The sequence below is a fragment of the Streptomyces sp. NPDC001852 genome, assembly GCF_042891825.1.
Taxonomy (GTDB): Bacteria; Actinomycetota; Actinomycetes; order Streptomycetales; family Streptomycetaceae; genus Streptomyces.
On record NZ_JBIATN010000005.1, the window covers coordinates 345,986 to 363,445 of the forward strand.

The window sequence follows — 17,460 nt, forward strand, 5'->3', positions numbered from 1 at the left end:
GCGCCTGTTCTCCGCAGACGCCGCGAGGCACAGGTGTCGAACCGCCGTCGGGACCGAACAGCCGTCGGCTCAGGGCATGACCCGCGCCAGATACGGTGCCGTGGCGCTGCCCGCCGCCGCGGCCACCCGCTCCGGCGGACCCGACGCCACGATCCGGCCGCCCCGGTCACCCCCGCCGGGGCCGAGATCGATCACCCAGTCGGCGCCCGCGACCACGGTCATGTCGTGCTCCACCACCACGACCGTGTGCCCGGCGTCGACCAGCCCGTGCAGCCGGTCCATCAGGACCTCCACGTCGGCCGGGTGCAGCCCGGTGGTGGGCTCGTCCAGCAGGTAGAGGGTGTGGCCGCGCCGCCCGCGCTGCAGCTCGCTCGCCAGCTTGATCCGCTGCGCCTCCCCGCCGGACAGCTCGGTCGCCGGCTGACCGAGCCGCAGATAGCCGAGGCCCACGTCGAGCAGCGTGCCGAGGCTACGGGCGGCGGCCGGGACGTCCGCGAAGAACTCCGCCGCCCCCTCCACCGTCAGATCGAGCACCTCGGCGATGTTCCGCCCCCGGTAGGTCACTTCCAGCGTCCCGGGGTGGTAGCGGGCGCCGCCGCAGTCCGGGCAGGGCGCGTAGGTGCTCGGCAGGAACAGCAGCTCGACGCTGACGAACCCCTCGCCCTGGCAGGTCTCGCAGCGGCCGCCGGCCACATTGAAGGAGAAGCGCCCGACGCCGTACCCGCGCGCCCGCGCCTCCTCGGTGTCCGCGAACAGCTTGCGTACGACGTCGAACAGACCGGTGTACGTGGCCAGATTGGAGCGCGGGGTGCGCCCGATCGGCTTCTGGTCGACCCGGACCAGCCGGTCCACGCCCTCCAGCTCCTGCGTCAACTCGCCGATGAGCGTGGACTTTCCGGAGCCGGAGACCCCGGTCACGGCGGTGAACGCGCCGAGCGGGAACCCGGCCGTCACCGCCCGCAGGTTGTGCCGGGTCACCGGACCCACCGTCAACCAGCCGCGCGGCCCGCGTACTTCACGTGCCGGGCCGGGTGACTCGTCGAAGAGGAACGCGGCCGTCGCGGACTCCTCCACCGACGCCAGCTCGTCCGGCGGCCCGCTGTACAGCACGCGTCCGCCGTGCTCGCCCGCGCCGGGGCCCACGTCCACCAGCCAGTCGGCACCGCGCACCACCTCCAGGTGATGCTCCACCACGAACACCGAGTTGCCCGCGGCCTTCAGCCGGTCCAGCACGGTCAGCAGCGCCTCGGTGTCCGCCGGGTGCAGTCCGGCGGACGGCTCGTCCAGGACGTAGACGACGCCGAACAGCCCGGAGCGCAACTGCGTGGCGAGCCGCAGCCGTTGCAGCTCGCCCGCCGACAGGGTGGGGGTGGAGCGGTCGAGGCTGAGGTAGCCGAGGCCCAGTTCGACCACCGGCGCGATCCGCGACTTCAGGTCCTCGGTGAGGACCCGCGCGGTCTCGGTGCGGCCCTCGAGCAGGGCGGCCAGGTCGGTCAGCGGCAGCGCGGCCAGCTCGGCGATGGTGCGGCCGCCGAAGGTCACCGCCAGCGCCTCCGGCCGCAGCCGGCTGCCCCCGCACGCCGGACAGGGCGAGCTGGTCAGGAAGCGTTCCGCCTTCGCCCGCAGCGACGCCGACTTGGTGTCCGAGAACGTCTTCAGCACATACCGGCGGGCGCTCATGTACGTACCCTGGTAGGGCCGTTGGATGCGGTTGGCGTCCCGGACGGGGTGCACGGTGACGACGGGCTGCTCGTCCGTGAACAGGATCCACTCCCGATGCGCGGCCGGCAGTTCGCGCCAGGGCCGGTCCACGTCGTGGCCGAGCGCGTCGAGGATGTCGCGCAGGTTCTTGCCCTGCCAGGCACCGGGCCAGGCGGCGATGGCGCCCTCGCGGATGGACAGCGAGGGGTCCGGGACCAGCAACTCCTCGGTGGTGCCGTGCACCTGGCCCAGGCCATGGCACTCCGGGCAGGCACCGGCCGCCGTGTTCGGCGAGAACGCGTCCGACTCGAGCCGCTCCGCGCCCGGCGGATACTCCCCGGCCCGGGAGAACAGCATGCGCAGGGAGTTGGAGAGATTGGTGACCGTGCCCACCGAGGAACGCGAGGTGGGGGCGGCGCGGCGCTGCTGCAGCGAGACCGCGGGCGGCAGCCCGGTGATCTCGCCGACCCTGGGCGCCCCGACCTGGTGGATCAGCCTGCGCGCATACGGCGCGACCGACTCGAAGTACCGCCGCTGCGCCTCGGCGTAGATCGTGCCGAACGCCAGGGACGACTTCCCCGAGCCGGACACGCCGGTGAACACGGCCAGTACGTCCCGCGGGATGTCCACGTCGACGCCCTTGAGGTTGTGCTCACGGGCGCCACGGACACGGACGTAAGGGTCGTACGGCTCGTGGGGGCTGTGCATGGGGGGAGACTCTATCCGCCCCCGGGCTCTACGACTGCGGCGGGTTGTCCCGGTTCGGCCGGGTGCCGAACTCGTCCCTCAGCTTGTCCTGCCCGGCGTCGACCTGCGACTGGTACTTGTTGCCGGTGCGCTGGTCGATGTAGTCGCCGCCCTTGTCGATGCCCTTGTCGGCCATGTCCTCGTGGCCCTTGAGCATGCCCTTGATCTTGTCCATGAAGGACATGGCAGCCCTCCTCGTCGCTCGCGGCTTCCACTCCCCAGGGTCACCGGCCCCGGCCGGGTCCGCATCTCGGGCCCGTCAGCGGCAGGGCGCGAAGAGCGCGGCGAGCCACCGGTGGGAGTCCAGCAGGGCGGTGCGGTCGTAGGTGCTGGTCGTGACCAGGACCTCGTCGGCGCCGGTCTCCTTCAGCACGGTCTCCAGCTCGTGCGCGACCTGGTCCTCGGTCCCGGCGATGTGCCCGGCGAGAGAGGTCTCGTAGAAGCCCCGCTCCTTCGCGGTCATCGGGCGGCCCTCGATCTCCTCGGCCGGGGCGAGCGGCGGGAAGGTGCCGTGGGTACGGGAATACGCCATCGACCAGGCCTCCGGGACCAGCAGCCGCCGCGCCGCGTCCTCGGTGCCCGCGACCGCTACCGTCCCGGAGATCACGACGTACGGCTCCGACGCCCACGGGGAGGGGCGGAACAGGGAGCGGTACTGGTCGATGCCGCGCAGCATCTTCTCCCGGCCGCGCAGATCGCCGATCACCATCGGCAGCCCGGCGCGGGCCGCTGTCCGCGCACCCTCGCCCATGGCCAGCACGAACGGCGGCACCCGCAGCCCCTCGGCCGGACGCGCCCGCACCCCGGTCGGCGAGCCGCCCTCGAACCAGCCCAGCAGCTCGCCGAGCTGTGCCGCGAAGTCCTCGGCCACCTCCCGGTCCCGGCCGAGGGCCCTGCGCACCCCGTCGGTGAAACCGACGGAACGGCCGAGCCCCATGTCGATCCGGCCGGGGAACAGGGACTCCAGGACGCCGAACTGCTCGGCGACGACGAGCGGTTGGTGGTTGGGCAGCATCACCCCGCCGGTGCCGACCCGGATCGTGCGGGTGGCCGAGGCGACCGCGGCGGCCAGCACGGTCGGCGCGGAACCGGCGACTCCGGGCACGCCGTGGTGCTCGGACACCCAGAACCGGTGATAGCCGAGCGCCTCCGCCTCCCGCGCCAGTGCGACCGTGTCCCGCAGCGCCTCGGCGGGCGAGTGCCCCTCGCGGGTACGGGAACGGTCGAGGACGGAGAAGCGGGTCCGGGCGATCACTGTGCTGCTCACACTGGGTTCAACGCCCTGGCGACCCGGGAATTCCTGGCCCGCCGGAGCCTGGCTAAGGTGGCCCCGTGACCGACAGCAGCAGGCGTCCCCTCGCCGTGTTCGACCTGGACAACACCCTGGCCGACACCGCGCACCGGCAGCACTTCCTGGAGGCACGGCCGAAGGACTGGGCCGGGTTCTTCGCCGCCGCGCCCGCGGACCCGCCCCTCGCCGAGGGCATCGCGCTCGCCGTGGACAGCGCCCGCGAGTGCGAGGTGCTGTACCTCACCGGCCGCCCCGAGCGGTGCCGGCGCGACACGTTGGACTGGCTCGCGGCCCACGGGCTGCCCGAGGGGCGGGTGTACATGCGGGGCAACGCCGACCGCAGGCCCGCCCGGTTCACCAAGCTGGAGATCCTGCGCCGGCTCGCCCAGGACCGCGAGATCCGGGTCCTCGTGGACGACGACGAGATGGTCTGCGACGACGCCGAGCGCGCCGGGTTCACCGTCGTACGCGCCCGCTGGGCCGCGAAGTCCGCGGCGCTTCAGGAGGCTCAGGAGCGGGAGGGCCGCACCTGACGCCGGGAGCCGGTCAGTCCGCGTCCTCGATGCGGAAGCCCACCTTCAGCCCCACCTGGTAGTGCTCGATCCGTCCGTTCTCGATCTGGCCGCGGACCTCGGTGATCTCGAACCAGTCCAGGTTGCGCAGGGTCTGGTCGGCGCGGGCGATGCCGTTGCGGATGGCCTGGTCGATGCCCTCGTGCGACGTGCCGACGATCTCGGTGACCCGGTAGGTGTGGTTCGTCATGAGGGTGCTCCTCTCGTGTCACGCCGTACTCCACCGTGCCCCATCCCCGCCCGGCCCGCCCCTTGACCTCCGCATTGGTCCATACCAAAATCCAGCACACCCGTACGAGTCTCACCGCTCGTCCCCCCACGTCGGGCCCCCACCCCTGTCCGCGTTCCCTTGCCAGACAGAACAGGACCCCTCGTGAGACGTCGTCTGCTCGCCCTCGTGTGCGCCACCGGTTCCCTCGTGAGCGCCTGCGGGATGCTCCCGGGCCACCATGAACGCAAGACCGTCACCGTGTGGGTGATGAAGGACAGCGCCTCCGGGCAGTTCCTGCGGCGCTTCACCGCCGATTTCGAACGCACCCACAAGGACCTGCGTCTGGACATCCGCATCCAGGAATGGACCGGCATCGTCGACAAGGTCCGTGCGGCGCTCAAGGACGACTCCGCCGGCGGACCCGATGTCATCGAGGTCGGCAACACTCAGGTGCCGCTGTACGCCGATGGCGGCAAGCTCGCCGACCTCACGCTGGAGTCGATGCGTGACTGGGGCAAGGACCAGTGGCTGCCCGCCCTCGCCCAGCCCGGCCAGGACGGCAACGCGCAGTACGGCATCCCCTGGTACGCGGCCAACCGCGTCGTCATCTACCGCAAGGACCTGTTCGAGGCGGCCGGCATCACCCGCCCGCCGCGGACCCGCGAGGAATGGCTCGCCGACACCGAGAAGCTGAACTCCGGCGGCAACCAGGGCATCTACCTTGCCGGACAGGACTGGTACACCCTCTCGGGGTTCATCTGGGACGAGGGCGGCGACCTCGCCCGGCAGAAGGACTACAGGTGGGAGGGCACCCTCGACACCCCGGCCGCGCTGCGCGGCATGGACTTCTACCGGCGGCTGCAGGCGCTGGGCCGCGGCCCGGCGGACGCCGACGAGGAACACCCGCCCCAGGCCGGGGTGTTCGCCGGCAGCAGGGTGGCGCAGCTCGTCGCCGTACCGGGGCTCGCCCAGTCGATCGTGCGGCAGAACCCGGATCTGAAGGACAAGCTGGGCTTCTTCCCGGTGCCCGGCAGGACCGCGGCGCGTCCCGGCACCGTCTTCACCGGCGGCTCCGACCTCGTCGTCCCGGCCCGTACCAAGGACCAGTTCGCGGCGACCGCCGTCGTGGGGGCGCTCGTCGGCGCCAAGTGGGACACCGAACTCGCCCGCACCATGAACTACGTGCCCAACAAGACCACGCTGGCGAGCGCGGTCGCGGGCGAGGAGGGGGTCGCCGCCATGGCCGCGGGCGCGGCGCACGGCCGGGCGACCCCCAGCACCCCTCAGTGGGCCGACGTCGAGGCCGACAACCCGATCAAGCGGTACATGACCCGGGTACTCGAGGGCGCGGACCCGGCGACGGAGGCCCGCCGGGCCTCCGCGAAGATCACCGGGGAACTCGCGCCGGACGTGTGAGTCACCGCGCCACGCTCAACGACAGCGCGAAGCGGCCCTGTGCGTCCGTCCACCAATGGGTCAACTCAAGGCCGGCTGCCGCCAGTTCGCGGCTCACGCCCTCCTTGCGGAACTTCGCCGACACCTCGGTGCGCAGTTCCTCGCCCGCTGCGAAGTCCACGGCCAGGTCCAGCGCGGGCACCTTCACGGTCTGCGCGGTACGGGAGCGCAGCCGCATCTCGATCCACTCGTGCCCGGCGTCCCAGCGGGCCACATGGTCGAAGGTGTCCGGGTCGAAGTCGGCACCCAACTCGCGGTCGATGACGGCCAGTACGTTCTTGTTGAACGCGGCGGTCACCCCGGCCGCGTCGTCGTAGGCCCGGACCAGCACCTGTTCGTCCTTGACCAGGTCCGTGCCGAGCAGCAGCCCGTCGCCCGGCGCGAGCAGGGACCGTACGGTGGCCAGGAAGCCTGCGCGTTCGGCGGGCAGCAGGTTGCCGATCGTGCCGCCGAGGAAGGCCAGCAGCCGGGGGCCGGGAGTCGCGGGCAGGGCCAGCGGGGCGGTGAAGTCGGCGATCAGCGCATGGACGTCGAGGTCCGGACGGTCCGCGACGAGCGCCTGCCCGGCCTGGGTGAGCGCGCTCTCGCTGACGTCGACCGGGACGTACGCCGCGGGCGAGAGCGCGTCGAGGAGATAGCGGGTCTTCTCCGAGGAGCCCGAGCCGAGTTCGATCAGCGTGCGGGCACCGCTCGCCGCGGCGATCTCGCCGGACCGGCCGACGAGGATCTCCCGCTCGGCGCGCGTGGGATAGTACTCGGGCAGTTCGGTGATCTGCTCGAACAGCTCGCTGCCGCGGGCGTCGTAGAACCACTTGGGCGGCAGCCACTTGGGGCTGGCGGTGAGGCCGTGCCGGACGTCGGCACGCAGCGCGGCCTCCGTCGCGTCTTCGGGGAGTGTGCGGGTCACGTGCAGGGGGCTCACGTACAGGGCTCCTTCGATGATGGGGGCGCCGCCGCTCGAGCGGAGTCGGGAGTGGGGGAGGGCGCCGGATCCTCCAGCGGTGCGAGCAGCACGCCGGCGCGGCTCGCGGTGAGCACGGTGCGGTCGGGGACCTCCTGCCAGAGCGGGTCGTCGTCGTGGGGTTCGGAGGCGACGACCGTGCTCCGGCCGGGCTCCGTGCGGTACCAGAGGGTGTCGCCCCAGGCGGTGGCGGCGATCGTCGTGCCGTCGGTCAGCAGCAGGTTGAGCCGGGAGGCCGGGGCCGCCCGAGCCAGCTGCCGAACCGTTTCGCCGAGCGCCTGGTCCGGCTCGTCACCGCAGCGCAGCCGGTGCAGGACCAGCGCCCAGACGAACGCCGAGTCGGTGCGGGCCTGCAGCGACAGCAGCTCCACCGGGGGCAGCGCGGACACCAGCGGTGCCACCGAGTCGGGCCAGCCCGCGAGCGCGCCGTTGTGGCTGAACAGCCACCGGCCCGAGGCGAAGGGCGCCGCGGCGGCCTCGGCGTCGGCCCCCGCGAGCGTCGCGTCCCGTACGGCGGCGAGCACGCAGCCGGAGCGCACCACCCGGGCCAGGTCGGCGAAGGACAGGTCCGCCCAGATCGGCCCGGCGCGCCGGTAACGCGCCGGCAGGGGGTCGTCCTGGGCGTACCAGCCGACCCCGAAGCCGTCCGCGTTGACCGTCCCGTAGCGCTGCCGCCGGGGCGCCCACGACTGGCGGACCAGGCTGTGCTCCGGCTCCAGGAGAAGCCGGCCGAGCGGCTCCTCGGGCCCCACGTAGGCCAGATGGCGGCACATCAGACGGCCTCCGAGCGGGCGGTGCGGAACCCGCAGAAGATCTGCCGCCGGACCGGGTAGTCCCAGTTGCGGAACGTGCCCCGGCAGGCCACCGGGTCCACGGCGAACGAACCGCCGCGCAGCACCTTGTGGTCGGGGCCGAAGAACACCTCCGAGTACTCCCTGTACGGGAAGGCCTGGAACCCCGGGTACGGCAGGAAGTCGCTCGCCGTCCACTCCCACACGTCGCCGATCAACTGCCGTACGCCGAGCGGTGATGCACCGGCGGGATAGCTGCCCGCGGGCGCGGGCCTCAGATGCCGCTGACCCAGGTTGGCGTGCTGCGGCGCCGGGTCCGCGTCGCCCCACGGGTAGCGCAGGGAGCGGCCGGTGGCCGGGTCGTGCCGGGCGGCCTTCTCCCACTCCGCCTCGGTGGGCAGCCGCCGCCCGGCCCAGCGGGCGTAGGCGTCGGCCTCGTACCAGCACACGTGCAGCACCGGCTCGTCCGGCGGGACCGCCTCGGTGACCCCGAAGCGGCGCCGCAGCCAGCGGTCGCCGTCCCGGCGCCAGAACAGCGGCGCGGTGATCGCGTGCTGCCTGATGTGGGTCCAGCCCTCCGGGGCCCACCAGCGCTCGGTGTCGTAGCCGCCGTCCTCGATGAACGCCTGGTACGCCGCGTTCGTCACCGGCGTGGTGTCGATCCAGAACGGCGCCACCTCCCGGGCGTGCGCCGGGCGTTCGTTGTCCAGTGCCCACGGCTCGGTGGAGGTGCCCATCGTGAAGGGCCCGCCGGGAACGAGGACTTCGGCCGGGCCGGTGAACAGCGGGGCCGGCTCCGGATCCGGGGCGGTCAGGGCCTGCGGGCCCTTTCTGAGCTGGTGGGTGATCAACATCGTTTCGTCGTGCTGCTGTTCGTGCTGGGCGATCATCCCGAAGGCGAACCCTGCCTCGGTCAGCCGGGTGCCGTGGAAGTCCGCGCCCGCCAGCAGGTCCATGACCCGGCCGCGCACCTCGGCCGCGTAGCGGCGGGCCTCCGCGGGCGGCAGCAGCGGCAGCGAGGGCCGCTCGGCCCGCGGATGCTCGAAGGCGTCGTACAGGCGGTCGATCTCGGGCCGCATGGCGTCCCGGCCGCCGACCCCCCGGAGCAGCCACAGCTCCTCCTGGTTGCCGATGTGCGCCAGGTCCCACACCAGCGGGGACATCAGCGGCGAGTGCTGCGCGGTGAGGTCGGGCTCCTCGACGCAACTGGTCAGCAGCGTGGTGCGGTCCCGGGCCGTGGTGAGGGAGGCCAGCACCCGCTCGCGCAGCGTCTCGGTGTCCACCTCGGTCGTGTCGGTCTCGGGGGCGGTCATGTGCGGATGTCCTTCCTCCCGTGGGCGGTGCGGCCGGGCCGGTACGGGGGCAGGTCCCCGCCGTCCAGCCGGTCCAGCAGGTCGTCGGCCGGGCAGCGGCCCCGGGCGACATAGCGGTCGAGATACGCGGCCACCGCGTCGGTCACCCCGGCGGTGGCGCCGAGCCGGGGCAGGGCCTGGAGCGCCGCAGTGAAACACACGGCGGCCACCTCGCGCAGCTCCGGGTCGGCGAGGCCGAGGCGGGCCGCGTCGGTCCACAGCGGGTTGTGCGGGGCGGGCAGGTTCAGGGCCCGTTCCGCGAGGCGCTTGACGCTCCGGTACGCGGTCTCGGCGGCTGCCGGGTCGTCGAACAGCGCCGCCGTCACCGCGAGCGGCACGATCCAGCCGTCGTCGCCGGGCTGCGCGTCGATCATCCGCAGCTCCAGGTGGCCCCGCGGCCGGACCGGCGGGAACAGGGTGGTCAGGTGGTAGTCCAGATCCGCCCGGGTGGGCGGCCGGGGCGACCGGGAACGGGTCCACTCCCGGAAGGTGAGCCCCTCGGGCACCGCCCACGGCCCGCTGTCCCGGCGCACACACATCACCGGGGAGTCGAGCACGTGCCGGGCCCAGGCGGCGCGCGGGTCGCCGTCCAGCGGGGGAGCGCCCGCGCGTCCGGCGCCGATCTCCATCCACATCAGCTGCCGGCTGGACCGCCAGCCCGTGGGCTCGCGGCCGATCAGCGGGGAGTTGGCGAACGCGGCCACCAGGACCGCCCCCAGCTGATGGGCCAGCCACCAGCGGCGCCGGTACCCGAGCGGGCCCGGCTCCTCGTGGCCGGCGTCCACGCACACCTGCACGGAGGCGGAGGCACACATCATGTGCCGGCCGGCCGGACCGGTGCGGTCCAGGCAGGCCTCCATCGCGTCGTAGCGCGGCTCGTGCAGGAACCGGCGGGGGGTGTGCCAGGGGTCGTGGCCGATACCCACCAGACCGAGGCCCTCCTCGGCGAGGAAGGAGCGTACGGTGGCCAGGTCGGCGGAGACGGTGCCGACGCACTCCATCAGGGAGGCGGCGGGCGGCGAGCTCAGCTCCAGCTGGCCGCCGGGTTCCACGGTGAGCGGCGACCGCAGGGGCAGGGCCCGCAGTGCGGCGTACGCCGCCCGGAGTCGTTCGGGTGTCACGGGGAGCTGCGGCATCCGCAGCTCATGGACGAGCCACTCCAGTTCGACACCGAGTGCGCGGGGTGGCCCGGTCTTGAAGCAGATGCCCCGGACCAGGGCCTCCGCCTCGGCTTCGGCGACGGCGGTGCGGTGGTCCGTACAGTCGCCACCGTCGCTCTGTGAATCGGACATGTCGGGATCCTCCTGAGATTCCACCATGCCGCCGGCCCGGTTCGGACGTGGGGCCGGGCAGGCGTGCGTTCCACCCAAGACCCTCGAGCCGATTCGCACAAGGGTGCCCCCCGGTACGTTCCGGTTCGGTCACCTCCGTTTCCGTATGCGTTTGCGGACCGTTCCGGGGACGGGAAATTCCGTTGCACGGCATCACCAGCATCACCCAGGATGCGTGCATGAGCACGACGGGGGAGACCGCGCAGGCCGCGGGCACGGCGCCCACGGGGGTGGCGCCATGAGTGCGCGCCTGCGCGGGATCGCCGCGGAGACGGAGCAGATCGTCGCGGCGGGCCGGTACCGCTTGCCGGACGGCCGCAAGGTGTCCCTCGCGGCGGAGATCGAGGCCGCGCGGGCCGCCACGCGGATGTTCGGTCCGCAGCCGGTTCCCCTGCGGGAACCGGTGCCGGTGCGGCAGACGTCCACCGTTTTCGAGGTCACCGGGGAGAGCAGTCTGGTGGCCGCCCGCCGGCTGGCCGGTGCTCCGGTCGCGGTCCTGAACTTCGCCTCCGCGCGCAACCCCGGCGGCGGCTATCTCAACGGCGCGCAGGCCCAGGAGGAGGCCCTGTGCCGCGCCTCCGCGCTGTACACCTGCCTGCTGGAGGTCCGGGAGTTCTACGACCACCACCACACCCACCGCGACCCGTTCTACACGGACCGGGTGATCCACTCCCCGGCCGTCCCGGTCTTCCGCGACGACCGGGGCCGGCTGCTGGCCGAGCCGTACCCCGCGGGCTTCCTGACCGCGGCCGCCCCCAACGCGGGCGTCGTACGGCGCACGGAGCCGGAGCGCGCCGCCGAGTTGCCGGGCGCGCTCGCGGCACGGGCCGAGCGCGTACTGGAGACGGCCGCCGCCTGCGGCTACGGCCGGCTGGTGCTCGGTGCCTGGGGATGCGGAGTGTTCCAGAACGACCCCGCGCAGGTCGCGGGCGCGTTCCAGGCACTGCTCGGCCCCGGCGGCCGGTTCGCCGGGACGTTTCAGCGCGTGGTGTTCGGGGTGCTGGACCGGACACCGGGAACGGCGGTGCGGGAGGCGTTCGCCCAGGCCTTCCCGGAATCCCCGGCCGGGGCGCCGTACGCCGGTCAGGTCCAGCCGTAGCGCTCCTGCAGGCGCTGCCGGACGAGGTTGAACCGCATCCGGTCGATCGCGCACGCCTCGCGGCGCATGCCCTCCTCGTGCAGCCGCAGGACGCGGTCCACGTCCACCCACGAGTCCCGGCCGGACCGGTCCCACGGCCCGCTGCCGATCGCCACCCACTCCCGGTCGCCGTCGTGCCGCTTGCTGGAGAGCTGTACGGCGAGCAGGGTGCCGGCCGCCTCCCGGGCGACGACCAGCACCGGGCGGTCCTTGCCCCGGCCGTCGTTCTCCTCGAACGGAACCCAGGTCCACACGATCTCGCCGGGGTCCGGGTCGCCGTCGTGGGCCGGGGAGTACTCGGTGCGCACCCGGCCGACCTCGCGCGGGTCGGCCTCGGTGGTCGCCTGGGGGCCGAAGCGGCCGGGGACGTTCTCATCGGTAAACGTGGTCACGGGGGCACCCTAGTGGCAAGCTCCCGCAGGTCAAGGGGCGGCTGTCGGCGGGGGGTTGTGCCGGTGGGGGGGCCGGGGGTGCGACGGGTGGCGCGCCTTCGGTTCCGACAGTGGCGTGCCGCCGGCTCCGACGGTCACGTCCCATTGGTCCCGGCAGTGGCGCGGCGCCGGCCCCGACCGCGGCACGCGGGGGCCGCCGTGTGTCGGCGGCCGGGCCGCAGCCGGCGGGGCGGGTGCTGTGCGGGTGGTCCGGGCCGTGGCGCGCGAGGTCGTCGAGGCGTGGCCGGTCAGGCCTCGGGGCGCGTGCCGATCTGCATTCCCGGGCGGCGCTGATGCACGGTCACATAGGTCAGGCCCGCCTCACCGGCGCTGATGCTGCGCGACGCCCCGTGCGGCAGCCAGGCCAGGGCGCCCTCGGTGAGCGGCTGCGGTTCCTCGGCGGGGCCCGCGCCGAGCACGCCGCCCCCGGCCACGACCAGGACCATCACATCCAGCCGCGTCTCGGTGTGCGCCGTGATCCGGTCGCCCGGCGCGAGCCGGACCACGTTGGCGTCGAGCTGCCGTCCGCTCTCGGCCAGTTTCCACAGCACTCCGCCCGGCAGGGGTGGAGACTCCACCAGGGCCCGGGTGTCGCACAGCACGCGTGCCTCGTCCGCGGTGCGGCCGGCCGGCCCGGTGCGGGTCGCTGAGCGCGACGTCATCTGGTGTTCCCCTCGCCTCTTCCGTTTCCCCGCGAACACGTATCCAGTGCTGCCCCGTGCTCACTCTACAATTAATACACGTAGAGTTCGTGAAAAATGAGCGCAGGTGGGAGAGGGGTTCCGGAGGTGACCACGCGAGAGAGGCCACGCCGCCGAGAAGTGCTGGACGTGCTGCGCGCGGCGCCCTCGCCGCTAGGCGTCGCGGAGACGGCCGAGCGGATGGGCGTCCACCCGAACACGGTGCGGTTCCATCTGGACACCCTGGTTGCCGAGGGCCTGGTCGAGTGCCGGGCCGAGCCGTCCTCGGGGCCGGGCCGGCCCCGCACCGTCTACACCGCGCGTCCCGGCATGGACCGCGGCGGCATGCGTGACTACCGACTTCTCGCCCGCGTCCTGCTGAGCCGGTGGGCGTCCGGCGACCCGGCGACGGCGCGCGAGGAGGCCGTGCAGACGGGCAGGGCGTGGGGTGGTCACCTGGTGCAGCCGCCGCCCCCGTTCGAGGAGCCGACGGCGGACCGCTCGGTGGCCGCACTCCTGGCTCTGCTGGGCGAGCTGGGCTTCGCACCGCAGGCGGAGGGGGCGGACGAGTCCGGCGCGCCACCCCGGCTGATCCGGCTGCGGCACTGCCCCTTCCTGGAACTCGCCGAGGAACACGGGAGGCTGGTGTGCCCACTCCATCTGGGCCTGATGCAGGGCGCGTTGGCCCGGCTGGACGCCCCGCTGACGGCCACCGGCCTGGAACCCTTCGCCGAACCCGACTCCTGCGTGGCCCACTTGGCCGCGACCAAGGCCGCCTAGCCGACGTACTCCCCCCAGTCCGGGCACTCCCGCACTGCACCGCCGGCCCCCGGCGGAGAAAGGCCCCCGCACATGAACGGCACGTCCGCCGCCACCGCGAGCGCTGTCACCTTCGTCTGGCTCGGCATGGTGCTGGCGATCTCCTTCCTGGAGGCGCCGCTGAAGTTCCGAGCACCGGGCGTGACCATCCCGGTCGGCCTGGGCATAGGCCGGCTGGTCTTCCGCGCGCTGAACGCCGTGGAGGCGGTGCTGGCCGTCGTCGTCATCGCCGCGATCGCCGTGGGCGGTGCCCCGGCCGGGATCACGGCGCTCACCGCGGTCCTCGCGGTGCTGCTCCTCGCCCAGCTGGCCGCCGTCCGGCCCTACCTCAACCGCCGGTCCGACCGGATCCTCGCCGGAGAGGAACTGCCCCGCTCCCGCAGCCACTTCTGGTACGTGGGACTGGAGATGCTGAAGGTCATCGCCCTGATCGCCCTGGGAGTCGGCCTGCTCACGGTGTGACGGCGCAAGGTCGTCGCCCCGCGGCGCGCAAGGGCGCTTCGGCAACACGGGGGGCGAGACGGAAGTGTGCGCCCGCCCGGCCGGATCCGGGAGGACGCCGCCCCTGAGGCCCGTACCCCGGCCGCACAGGCCCCGCGGACCCCGCCCGCCACCGTGAACGCCTCACCTCGGACCCGACCCCGACCCGCAGCTGCGGTCGGCGTCCGACCGGCGCCCGAACCTGCCCCGCACGTCCTCCTCGTAGACCCGCCCGCGCCCGGCCCCTTCCCGTCACCAGCCCCGGCGCTCGGCGATCGACGTGTCGTCGGTCAATTGCCACAAGGCACGGGCGAAAGCGCCGTCAAGCGGCCCGCGGGGCCGAGGCGGACTTCGGCGGCCACCGGTCCTGCCAGCGCAGCTCCGTCTCCAACTGGGCGGCGACGGACACCAGCAGCGGTTCGCTGTGCGCGGGTCCGAGCAGTTGCGCGCCCACCGGCAGGCCGTCACCGACGAGCCCGGCGGGCACGTTCACACCCGGCCAGCCCAGCACGTTCCACGGCCAGGCGTACGGGCAGGCGGCGATCATGGCCCGGTCCGTGGCCAGCCCGCGCAGCCGGTACAGGGAGCCGATGCGGGGCGGGGGAGCGGCCGTCGTGGGCGCGAGGACGACGTCGTACCGCCCGAAGAACCCGCCGATCCGCCGGTGCAGCGCCGCCTCCGCGCGCCGGGCCGCGCGCAGTGGGGCACCGCCGAGCAGCCGGCCGAGGCGGGCCGCGTCCCGGGTGCGCGGATCGAGCAGCGCCGGGTCGGGTGCCTCGCGGACGTGTTCGGCGATTCCGGCCGTGGCGCGCGGCACGAAGGTCAGCCCGATCTGCCCGTACGGCGGGTCGGCCTCCTCGACGTCGTGCCCCAACGCGGCGAGTTTCCCGGCGAGTTCGACGACCCGGGCGCGGATCTCCGGGTGCAGTCGGGCCGGTACGGCGGTGAACGGCGGCTTCAGGGACAGGGCGATGCGCAGCCGGCCCGGGTCGCGGCCGACCGCGTCCGCCACGGTCAGCGCGGGCGGCCGGTGCGGGTCCCGGTCGTGGTTGCCGCTCGCCGCGTCCAGCAGCAGGGCCGCGTCGGCGACCGTCCGGGCGAGGGTGCCGTTGACCGTGATGCCCTGGAAGGACTCACCGCGCGGCCAGGTGGAGATACGGCCCCGCTGCGGCTTGATGCCGACCAGACCGGTCCACGCCGCCGGGATGCGCACGGAGCCGGCGCCGTCGGAGCCGAGCGCTGCGGGGACGAGCCCGGCCGCGACGGCGGCGGCCGAGCCCCCGGACGAACCCCCGGGCGTGTGCCCGGGGTGCCAGGGATTGCGGGTGTCCCCGAACGCGGCTCCCTCGGTGAACGGCCACTGCCCCAGCTCGCAGGTGTTGGTCTTGCCGACGATCACGGCTCCGGCCGCGCGCAGCCGCCGTACCGCCTCCCCGTCCTCGGCGGCCACGGGGAACGCGCCCGCGCAGCCGAACGCGGTCGGCTCCCCGGCCACGTCCATGTCGTCCTTCACCGCCACCGGCACCCCGAGCAGCGGACGCCGCGCCCCGCCGGCCAACTCCCGGTCGGCGGCGTCCGCTTCGGCGAGCGCCGCCTCGGCCCGCACGATGCGGAAGGCGTTCAACGTCCCCTGCGTGGCCTCGATCCGGGCCAGCGCCCGTTCCACCAGTGCACGGGAGGTCACCTTCCCGTCGGCGAGTGCACGCCGGGTCTCGGCGAGGCCGGCGGAACGGTCGTGCGTCATGGGCGGGCCCTCCGGGAGACTCCGGGACTGATGTCTACCGAACGGTAACGTCACAGTCGGGCAGTCGTACGGGTTTCGTCCGGATGTCCCGGGCCGGACAGGCGTCGGCGGGCCGTCTCGGCGGCCGCCCGCGCGGGAGTCACGCCCTCGCGTTCCGCGGTGCCGAGCAGTTCCGCGACGGTCTGTTCGATGGCGAGGACCCGCGCACGGGCCTCGTCGGACCCGACATGGTGGAGCTCGGCGCTGACGGCGTTGACGACCCCACCCGCTCCGGCGACGAAGTCGGGCACCCACACGATGCCGTGACGGTGCATCAGGTCGGCGACGTCCGGGGTGGCGAGCTGGTTGTTGGCCGGTCCGGCCACGGCCCTGCAGCGCAGGTGCGGCACCGACTCCCTGGTGAGCAGCGATCCGAGAGCCGCCGGGACGACGACGTCGGCCTCCTCGGCGAGGATCTCGTCCGGCCTGCGCCAAGCCGCGCCGAGCGCCTCGGCCGCCGCACGCCGGCCGGGGTCGATGTCGGTGACCGTCAGCTCGGCCCCCTCGGCCGCCAGCAGCCGGGCCAGGTGCTCGCCGACCCGGCCCAGACCGATCACGGCGAGGCGGAGGCCGTCCAGGGCGGGCGTGCCGCCCAGGCGCCGGCTCACGGCGCGCAGCGCGGCGAGCGTGCCCAGCGCGGTGTGCGGGGAGGAGTCGCCGCTTCCGCCCAGCTCCGCCGGCCGGCAGAACACATGCGGGGTCGTCTCGCCGATGACCGCCATGTCGGCGGGCCCGGTGCCGACGTCCGGACCGGCCGCGTACGTCCCGTCCAACGAGGCGATGACGTCGGCGACATCCTGGAGCACGGCATGCCGTCGCTCCGGGCCGAGAACCGTCCCTTCCGGCAGCGCGACCACCGTCTTCCCACCGCCGCTGGGCAGCCCGGCGACGGCCATCTTCAGGGTCATGGCCGCCGACAGGCGCAGCGCGTCGGTGAGGCCGTCGCGCCAGTCCGGGTAGTGCCACAGCCGCAGTCCGCCGGCCGCCGGGCCGAGCACGGTGGAGTGAACGGCCAGGATCACCGGCAGCCCGGACCGGCGACCGACTCGGACGACAACCTGTTCATGATCGAGCACCGGGCCCGACCCCCTTTCGTTCGTACGGGATACGACCGACACCCTTGCGCAAGTGATCCGCGGGCGGGGGCTGGGCCGAACGAACGGTTGAAAGAGGGTAGCCTCTGCGGCCATGGACGAACTTGATTCGGAGATCGTGCGGCTTCTGCAGTCAGATGCGCGGCAGTCCAACCGTGAACTCGCCCGGAAACTCGGTGTCGCCCCCTCGACCTGTCTCGAACGGGTCCGGGCGCTCACCCGCCGGGGAGTGATCCGCGGCTACCACGCCGACATCGATCCCGCGGCCCTCAACCGTGGCGTGCAGGCGCTCGTGTCGGTCCAGGTGCGCCCGCTCAACCGCACGGTGATCGACACCTTCAAGGGCTTCGCCAGTTCGCTGCCGGAGGTCCTCCATGTCTTCGTGCTCTCCGGCGGCGACGACTTCCTGCTGCATGTCGCCGTACAGGATCTCGACCGGCTGCACTCCTTCCTCGTCGACCGCCTCAGCAAGCGCGCCGAGATCACCGGCTTCCGCACCTCGATGATCTTCCAGCAGGTCAGCAACACCACCCCCGCGCACCTCCCGTCCTGAGCCGGCGGCAACCGCCGTCCGCCCGGCGGCCCGTGCGGCCAGGTGCCGGACCAGGCCCAGTCCGGTCAGC

The 17,460-nt window shown here is 73.6% G+C and carries 18 protein-coding genes; 6 read left to right on the top strand and 12 right to left on the bottom strand.

Annotated features, from left to right (window positions below; translation table 11 throughout):
• Nucleotides 1-69 precede the first annotated feature (69 nt).
• The 3 genes from ACFYZB_RS11795 to ACFYZB_RS11805 all read right to left on the bottom strand — a co-directional run bounded on the left by ACFYZB_RS11795 (nt 70) and on the right by ACFYZB_RS11805 (nt 3,715).
• Complete coding sequence (locus tag ACFYZB_RS11795) at nt 70-2,409, bottom strand: ATP-binding cassette domain-containing protein (protein ID WP_388757260.1); 2,340 nt, start codon at nt 2,407-2,409, stop codon at nt 70-72.
• Between the two features lie 28 nt (nt 2,410-2,437).
• A complete protein-coding gene (locus tag ACFYZB_RS11800; RefSeq protein WP_388757263.1) occupies nt 2,438-2,632 on the bottom strand; it encodes an antitoxin in 195 nt (64 codons plus the stop codon).
• A 75-nt stretch (nt 2,633-2,707) separates the two neighbouring features.
• Nucleotides 2,708-3,715 carry an LLM class flavin-dependent oxidoreductase gene (locus tag ACFYZB_RS11805; protein WP_388757266.1) on the bottom strand — a complete coding sequence of 336 codons (1,008 nt, stop codon included), beginning with the start codon at nt 3,713-3,715 and terminating at the stop codon, nt 2,708-2,710.
• A 65-nt stretch (nt 3,716-3,780) separates the two neighbouring features.
• On the opposite strand from ACFYZB_RS11805, the gene ACFYZB_RS11810 reads away from it, so the two are divergent.
• Nucleotides 3,781-4,272, top strand: a complete 492-nt coding sequence (locus ACFYZB_RS11810; protein WP_351208505.1) for a hypothetical protein — start codon at nt 3,781-3,783, stop codon at nt 4,270-4,272.
• Nucleotides 4,273-4,285: 13 nt separating this feature from the next.
• Here the strand turns inward: ACFYZB_RS11810 and ACFYZB_RS11815 are convergent, their stop codons facing one another.
• Entirely contained in the window at nt 4,286-4,501 is a 216-nt protein-coding gene (locus ACFYZB_RS11815; protein WP_153536743.1) for a dodecin, read from the bottom strand.
• Between the two features lie 183 nt (nt 4,502-4,684).
• On the opposite strand from ACFYZB_RS11815, the gene ACFYZB_RS11820 reads away from it, so the two are divergent.
• Nucleotides 4,685-5,938, top strand: coding sequence for an extracellular solute-binding protein (locus tag ACFYZB_RS11820; RefSeq protein ID WP_388757271.1), 1,254 nt, complete (start codon nt 4,685-4,687; stop codon nt 5,936-5,938).
• Nucleotide 5,939: 1 nt separating this feature from the next.
• On the opposite strand, the gene egtD is transcribed toward ACFYZB_RS11820, so the two are convergent.
• Genes egtD through egtA form a run of 4 tightly spaced genes read right to left on the bottom strand, consistent with a single transcriptional unit; the run spans nt 5,940 to nt 10,373 of the window.
• On the bottom strand, nt 5,940-6,899 hold the full coding sequence (gene egtD / locus ACFYZB_RS11825) for an L-histidine N(alpha)-methyltransferase (RefSeq protein WP_388757274.1): 960 nt from the start codon (nt 6,897-6,899) through the stop codon (nt 5,940-5,942).
• Nucleotides 6,896-7,711 (bottom strand): ergothioneine biosynthesis protein EgtC, encoded by an 816-nt coding sequence (egtC, locus tag ACFYZB_RS11830; RefSeq protein WP_388757277.1) that lies wholly within the window; start codon nt 7,709-7,711, stop codon nt 6,896-6,898. Before egtC ends, egtD begins: the two co-directional genes overlap by 4 nt.
• Complete coding sequence (gene egtB, locus ACFYZB_RS11835) at nt 7,711-9,042, bottom strand: ergothioneine biosynthesis protein EgtB (protein ID WP_388757280.1); 1,332 nt, start codon at nt 9,040-9,042, stop codon at nt 7,711-7,713. The genes egtC and egtB overlap by 1 nt, the downstream gene beginning before the upstream one ends.
• Complete coding sequence (egtA, locus tag ACFYZB_RS11840; RefSeq protein WP_388757283.1) at nt 9,039-10,373, bottom strand: ergothioneine biosynthesis glutamate--cysteine ligase EgtA; 1,335 nt, start codon at nt 10,371-10,373, stop codon at nt 9,039-9,041. The genes egtB and egtA overlap by 4 nt, the downstream gene beginning before the upstream one ends.
• Before the next feature lie 277 nt (nt 10,374-10,650).
• Between egtA and ACFYZB_RS11845 the strand changes: the two genes are divergently transcribed.
• Entirely contained in the window at nt 10,651-11,511 is an 861-nt protein-coding gene (locus ACFYZB_RS11845) for a TIGR02452 family protein (protein ID WP_388757286.1), read from the top strand.
• On the opposite strand, the gene ACFYZB_RS11850 is transcribed toward ACFYZB_RS11845, so the two are convergent.
• Nucleotides 11,496-11,942, bottom strand: coding sequence for a type II toxin-antitoxin system PemK/MazF family toxin (locus tag ACFYZB_RS11850; protein ID WP_388757289.1), 447 nt, complete (start codon nt 11,940-11,942; stop codon nt 11,496-11,498). The two genes, ACFYZB_RS11845 and ACFYZB_RS11850, sit on opposite strands and share 16 nt — an antisense overlap.
• A 287-nt stretch (nt 11,943-12,229) precedes the next feature.
• Nucleotides 12,230-12,643 carry a hypothetical protein gene (locus tag ACFYZB_RS11855; RefSeq protein ID WP_388757292.1) on the bottom strand — a complete coding sequence of 138 codons (414 nt, stop codon included), beginning with the start codon at nt 12,641-12,643 and terminating at the stop codon, nt 12,230-12,232.
• Between the two features lie 126 nt (nt 12,644-12,769).
• Between ACFYZB_RS11855 and ACFYZB_RS11860 the strand changes: the two genes are divergently transcribed.
• The gene (locus tag ACFYZB_RS11860) at nt 12,770-13,441 is read left to right on the top strand and encodes a helix-turn-helix transcriptional regulator (RefSeq protein ID WP_388757295.1); all 672 of its coding nucleotides are present in this window, start codon (nt 12,770-12,772) and stop codon (nt 13,439-13,441) included.
• A gap of 72 nt (nt 13,442-13,513) precedes the next feature.
• Nucleotides 13,514-13,942 carry a hypothetical protein gene (locus ACFYZB_RS11865; RefSeq protein WP_388757298.1) on the top strand — a complete coding sequence of 143 codons (429 nt, stop codon included), beginning with the start codon at nt 13,514-13,516 and terminating at the stop codon, nt 13,940-13,942.
• A 340-nt stretch (nt 13,943-14,282) separates the two neighbouring features.
• Here ACFYZB_RS11865 and ACFYZB_RS11870 read toward each other — a convergent pair whose 3' ends face one another.
• Complete coding sequence (locus tag ACFYZB_RS11870; RefSeq protein WP_388757301.1) at nt 14,283-15,704, bottom strand: amidase; 1,422 nt, start codon at nt 15,702-15,704, stop codon at nt 14,283-14,285.
• 50 nt (nt 15,705-15,754) lie between these two features.
• The gene (locus ACFYZB_RS11875) at nt 15,755-16,819 is read right to left on the bottom strand and encodes a Glu/Leu/Phe/Val dehydrogenase dimerization domain-containing protein (protein ID WP_388757303.1); all 1,065 of its coding nucleotides are present in this window, start codon (nt 16,817-16,819) and stop codon (nt 15,755-15,757) included.
• 112 nt (nt 16,820-16,931) lie between these two features.
• Here ACFYZB_RS11875 and ACFYZB_RS11880 point away from each other — a divergent pair, with 112 nt between their 5' ends.
• The gene (locus ACFYZB_RS11880; protein WP_388757449.1) at nt 16,932-17,390 is read left to right on the top strand and encodes an Lrp/AsnC family transcriptional regulator; all 459 of its coding nucleotides are present in this window, start codon (nt 16,932-16,934) and stop codon (nt 17,388-17,390) included.
• Nucleotides 17,391-17,460 lie beyond the last annotated feature (70 nt).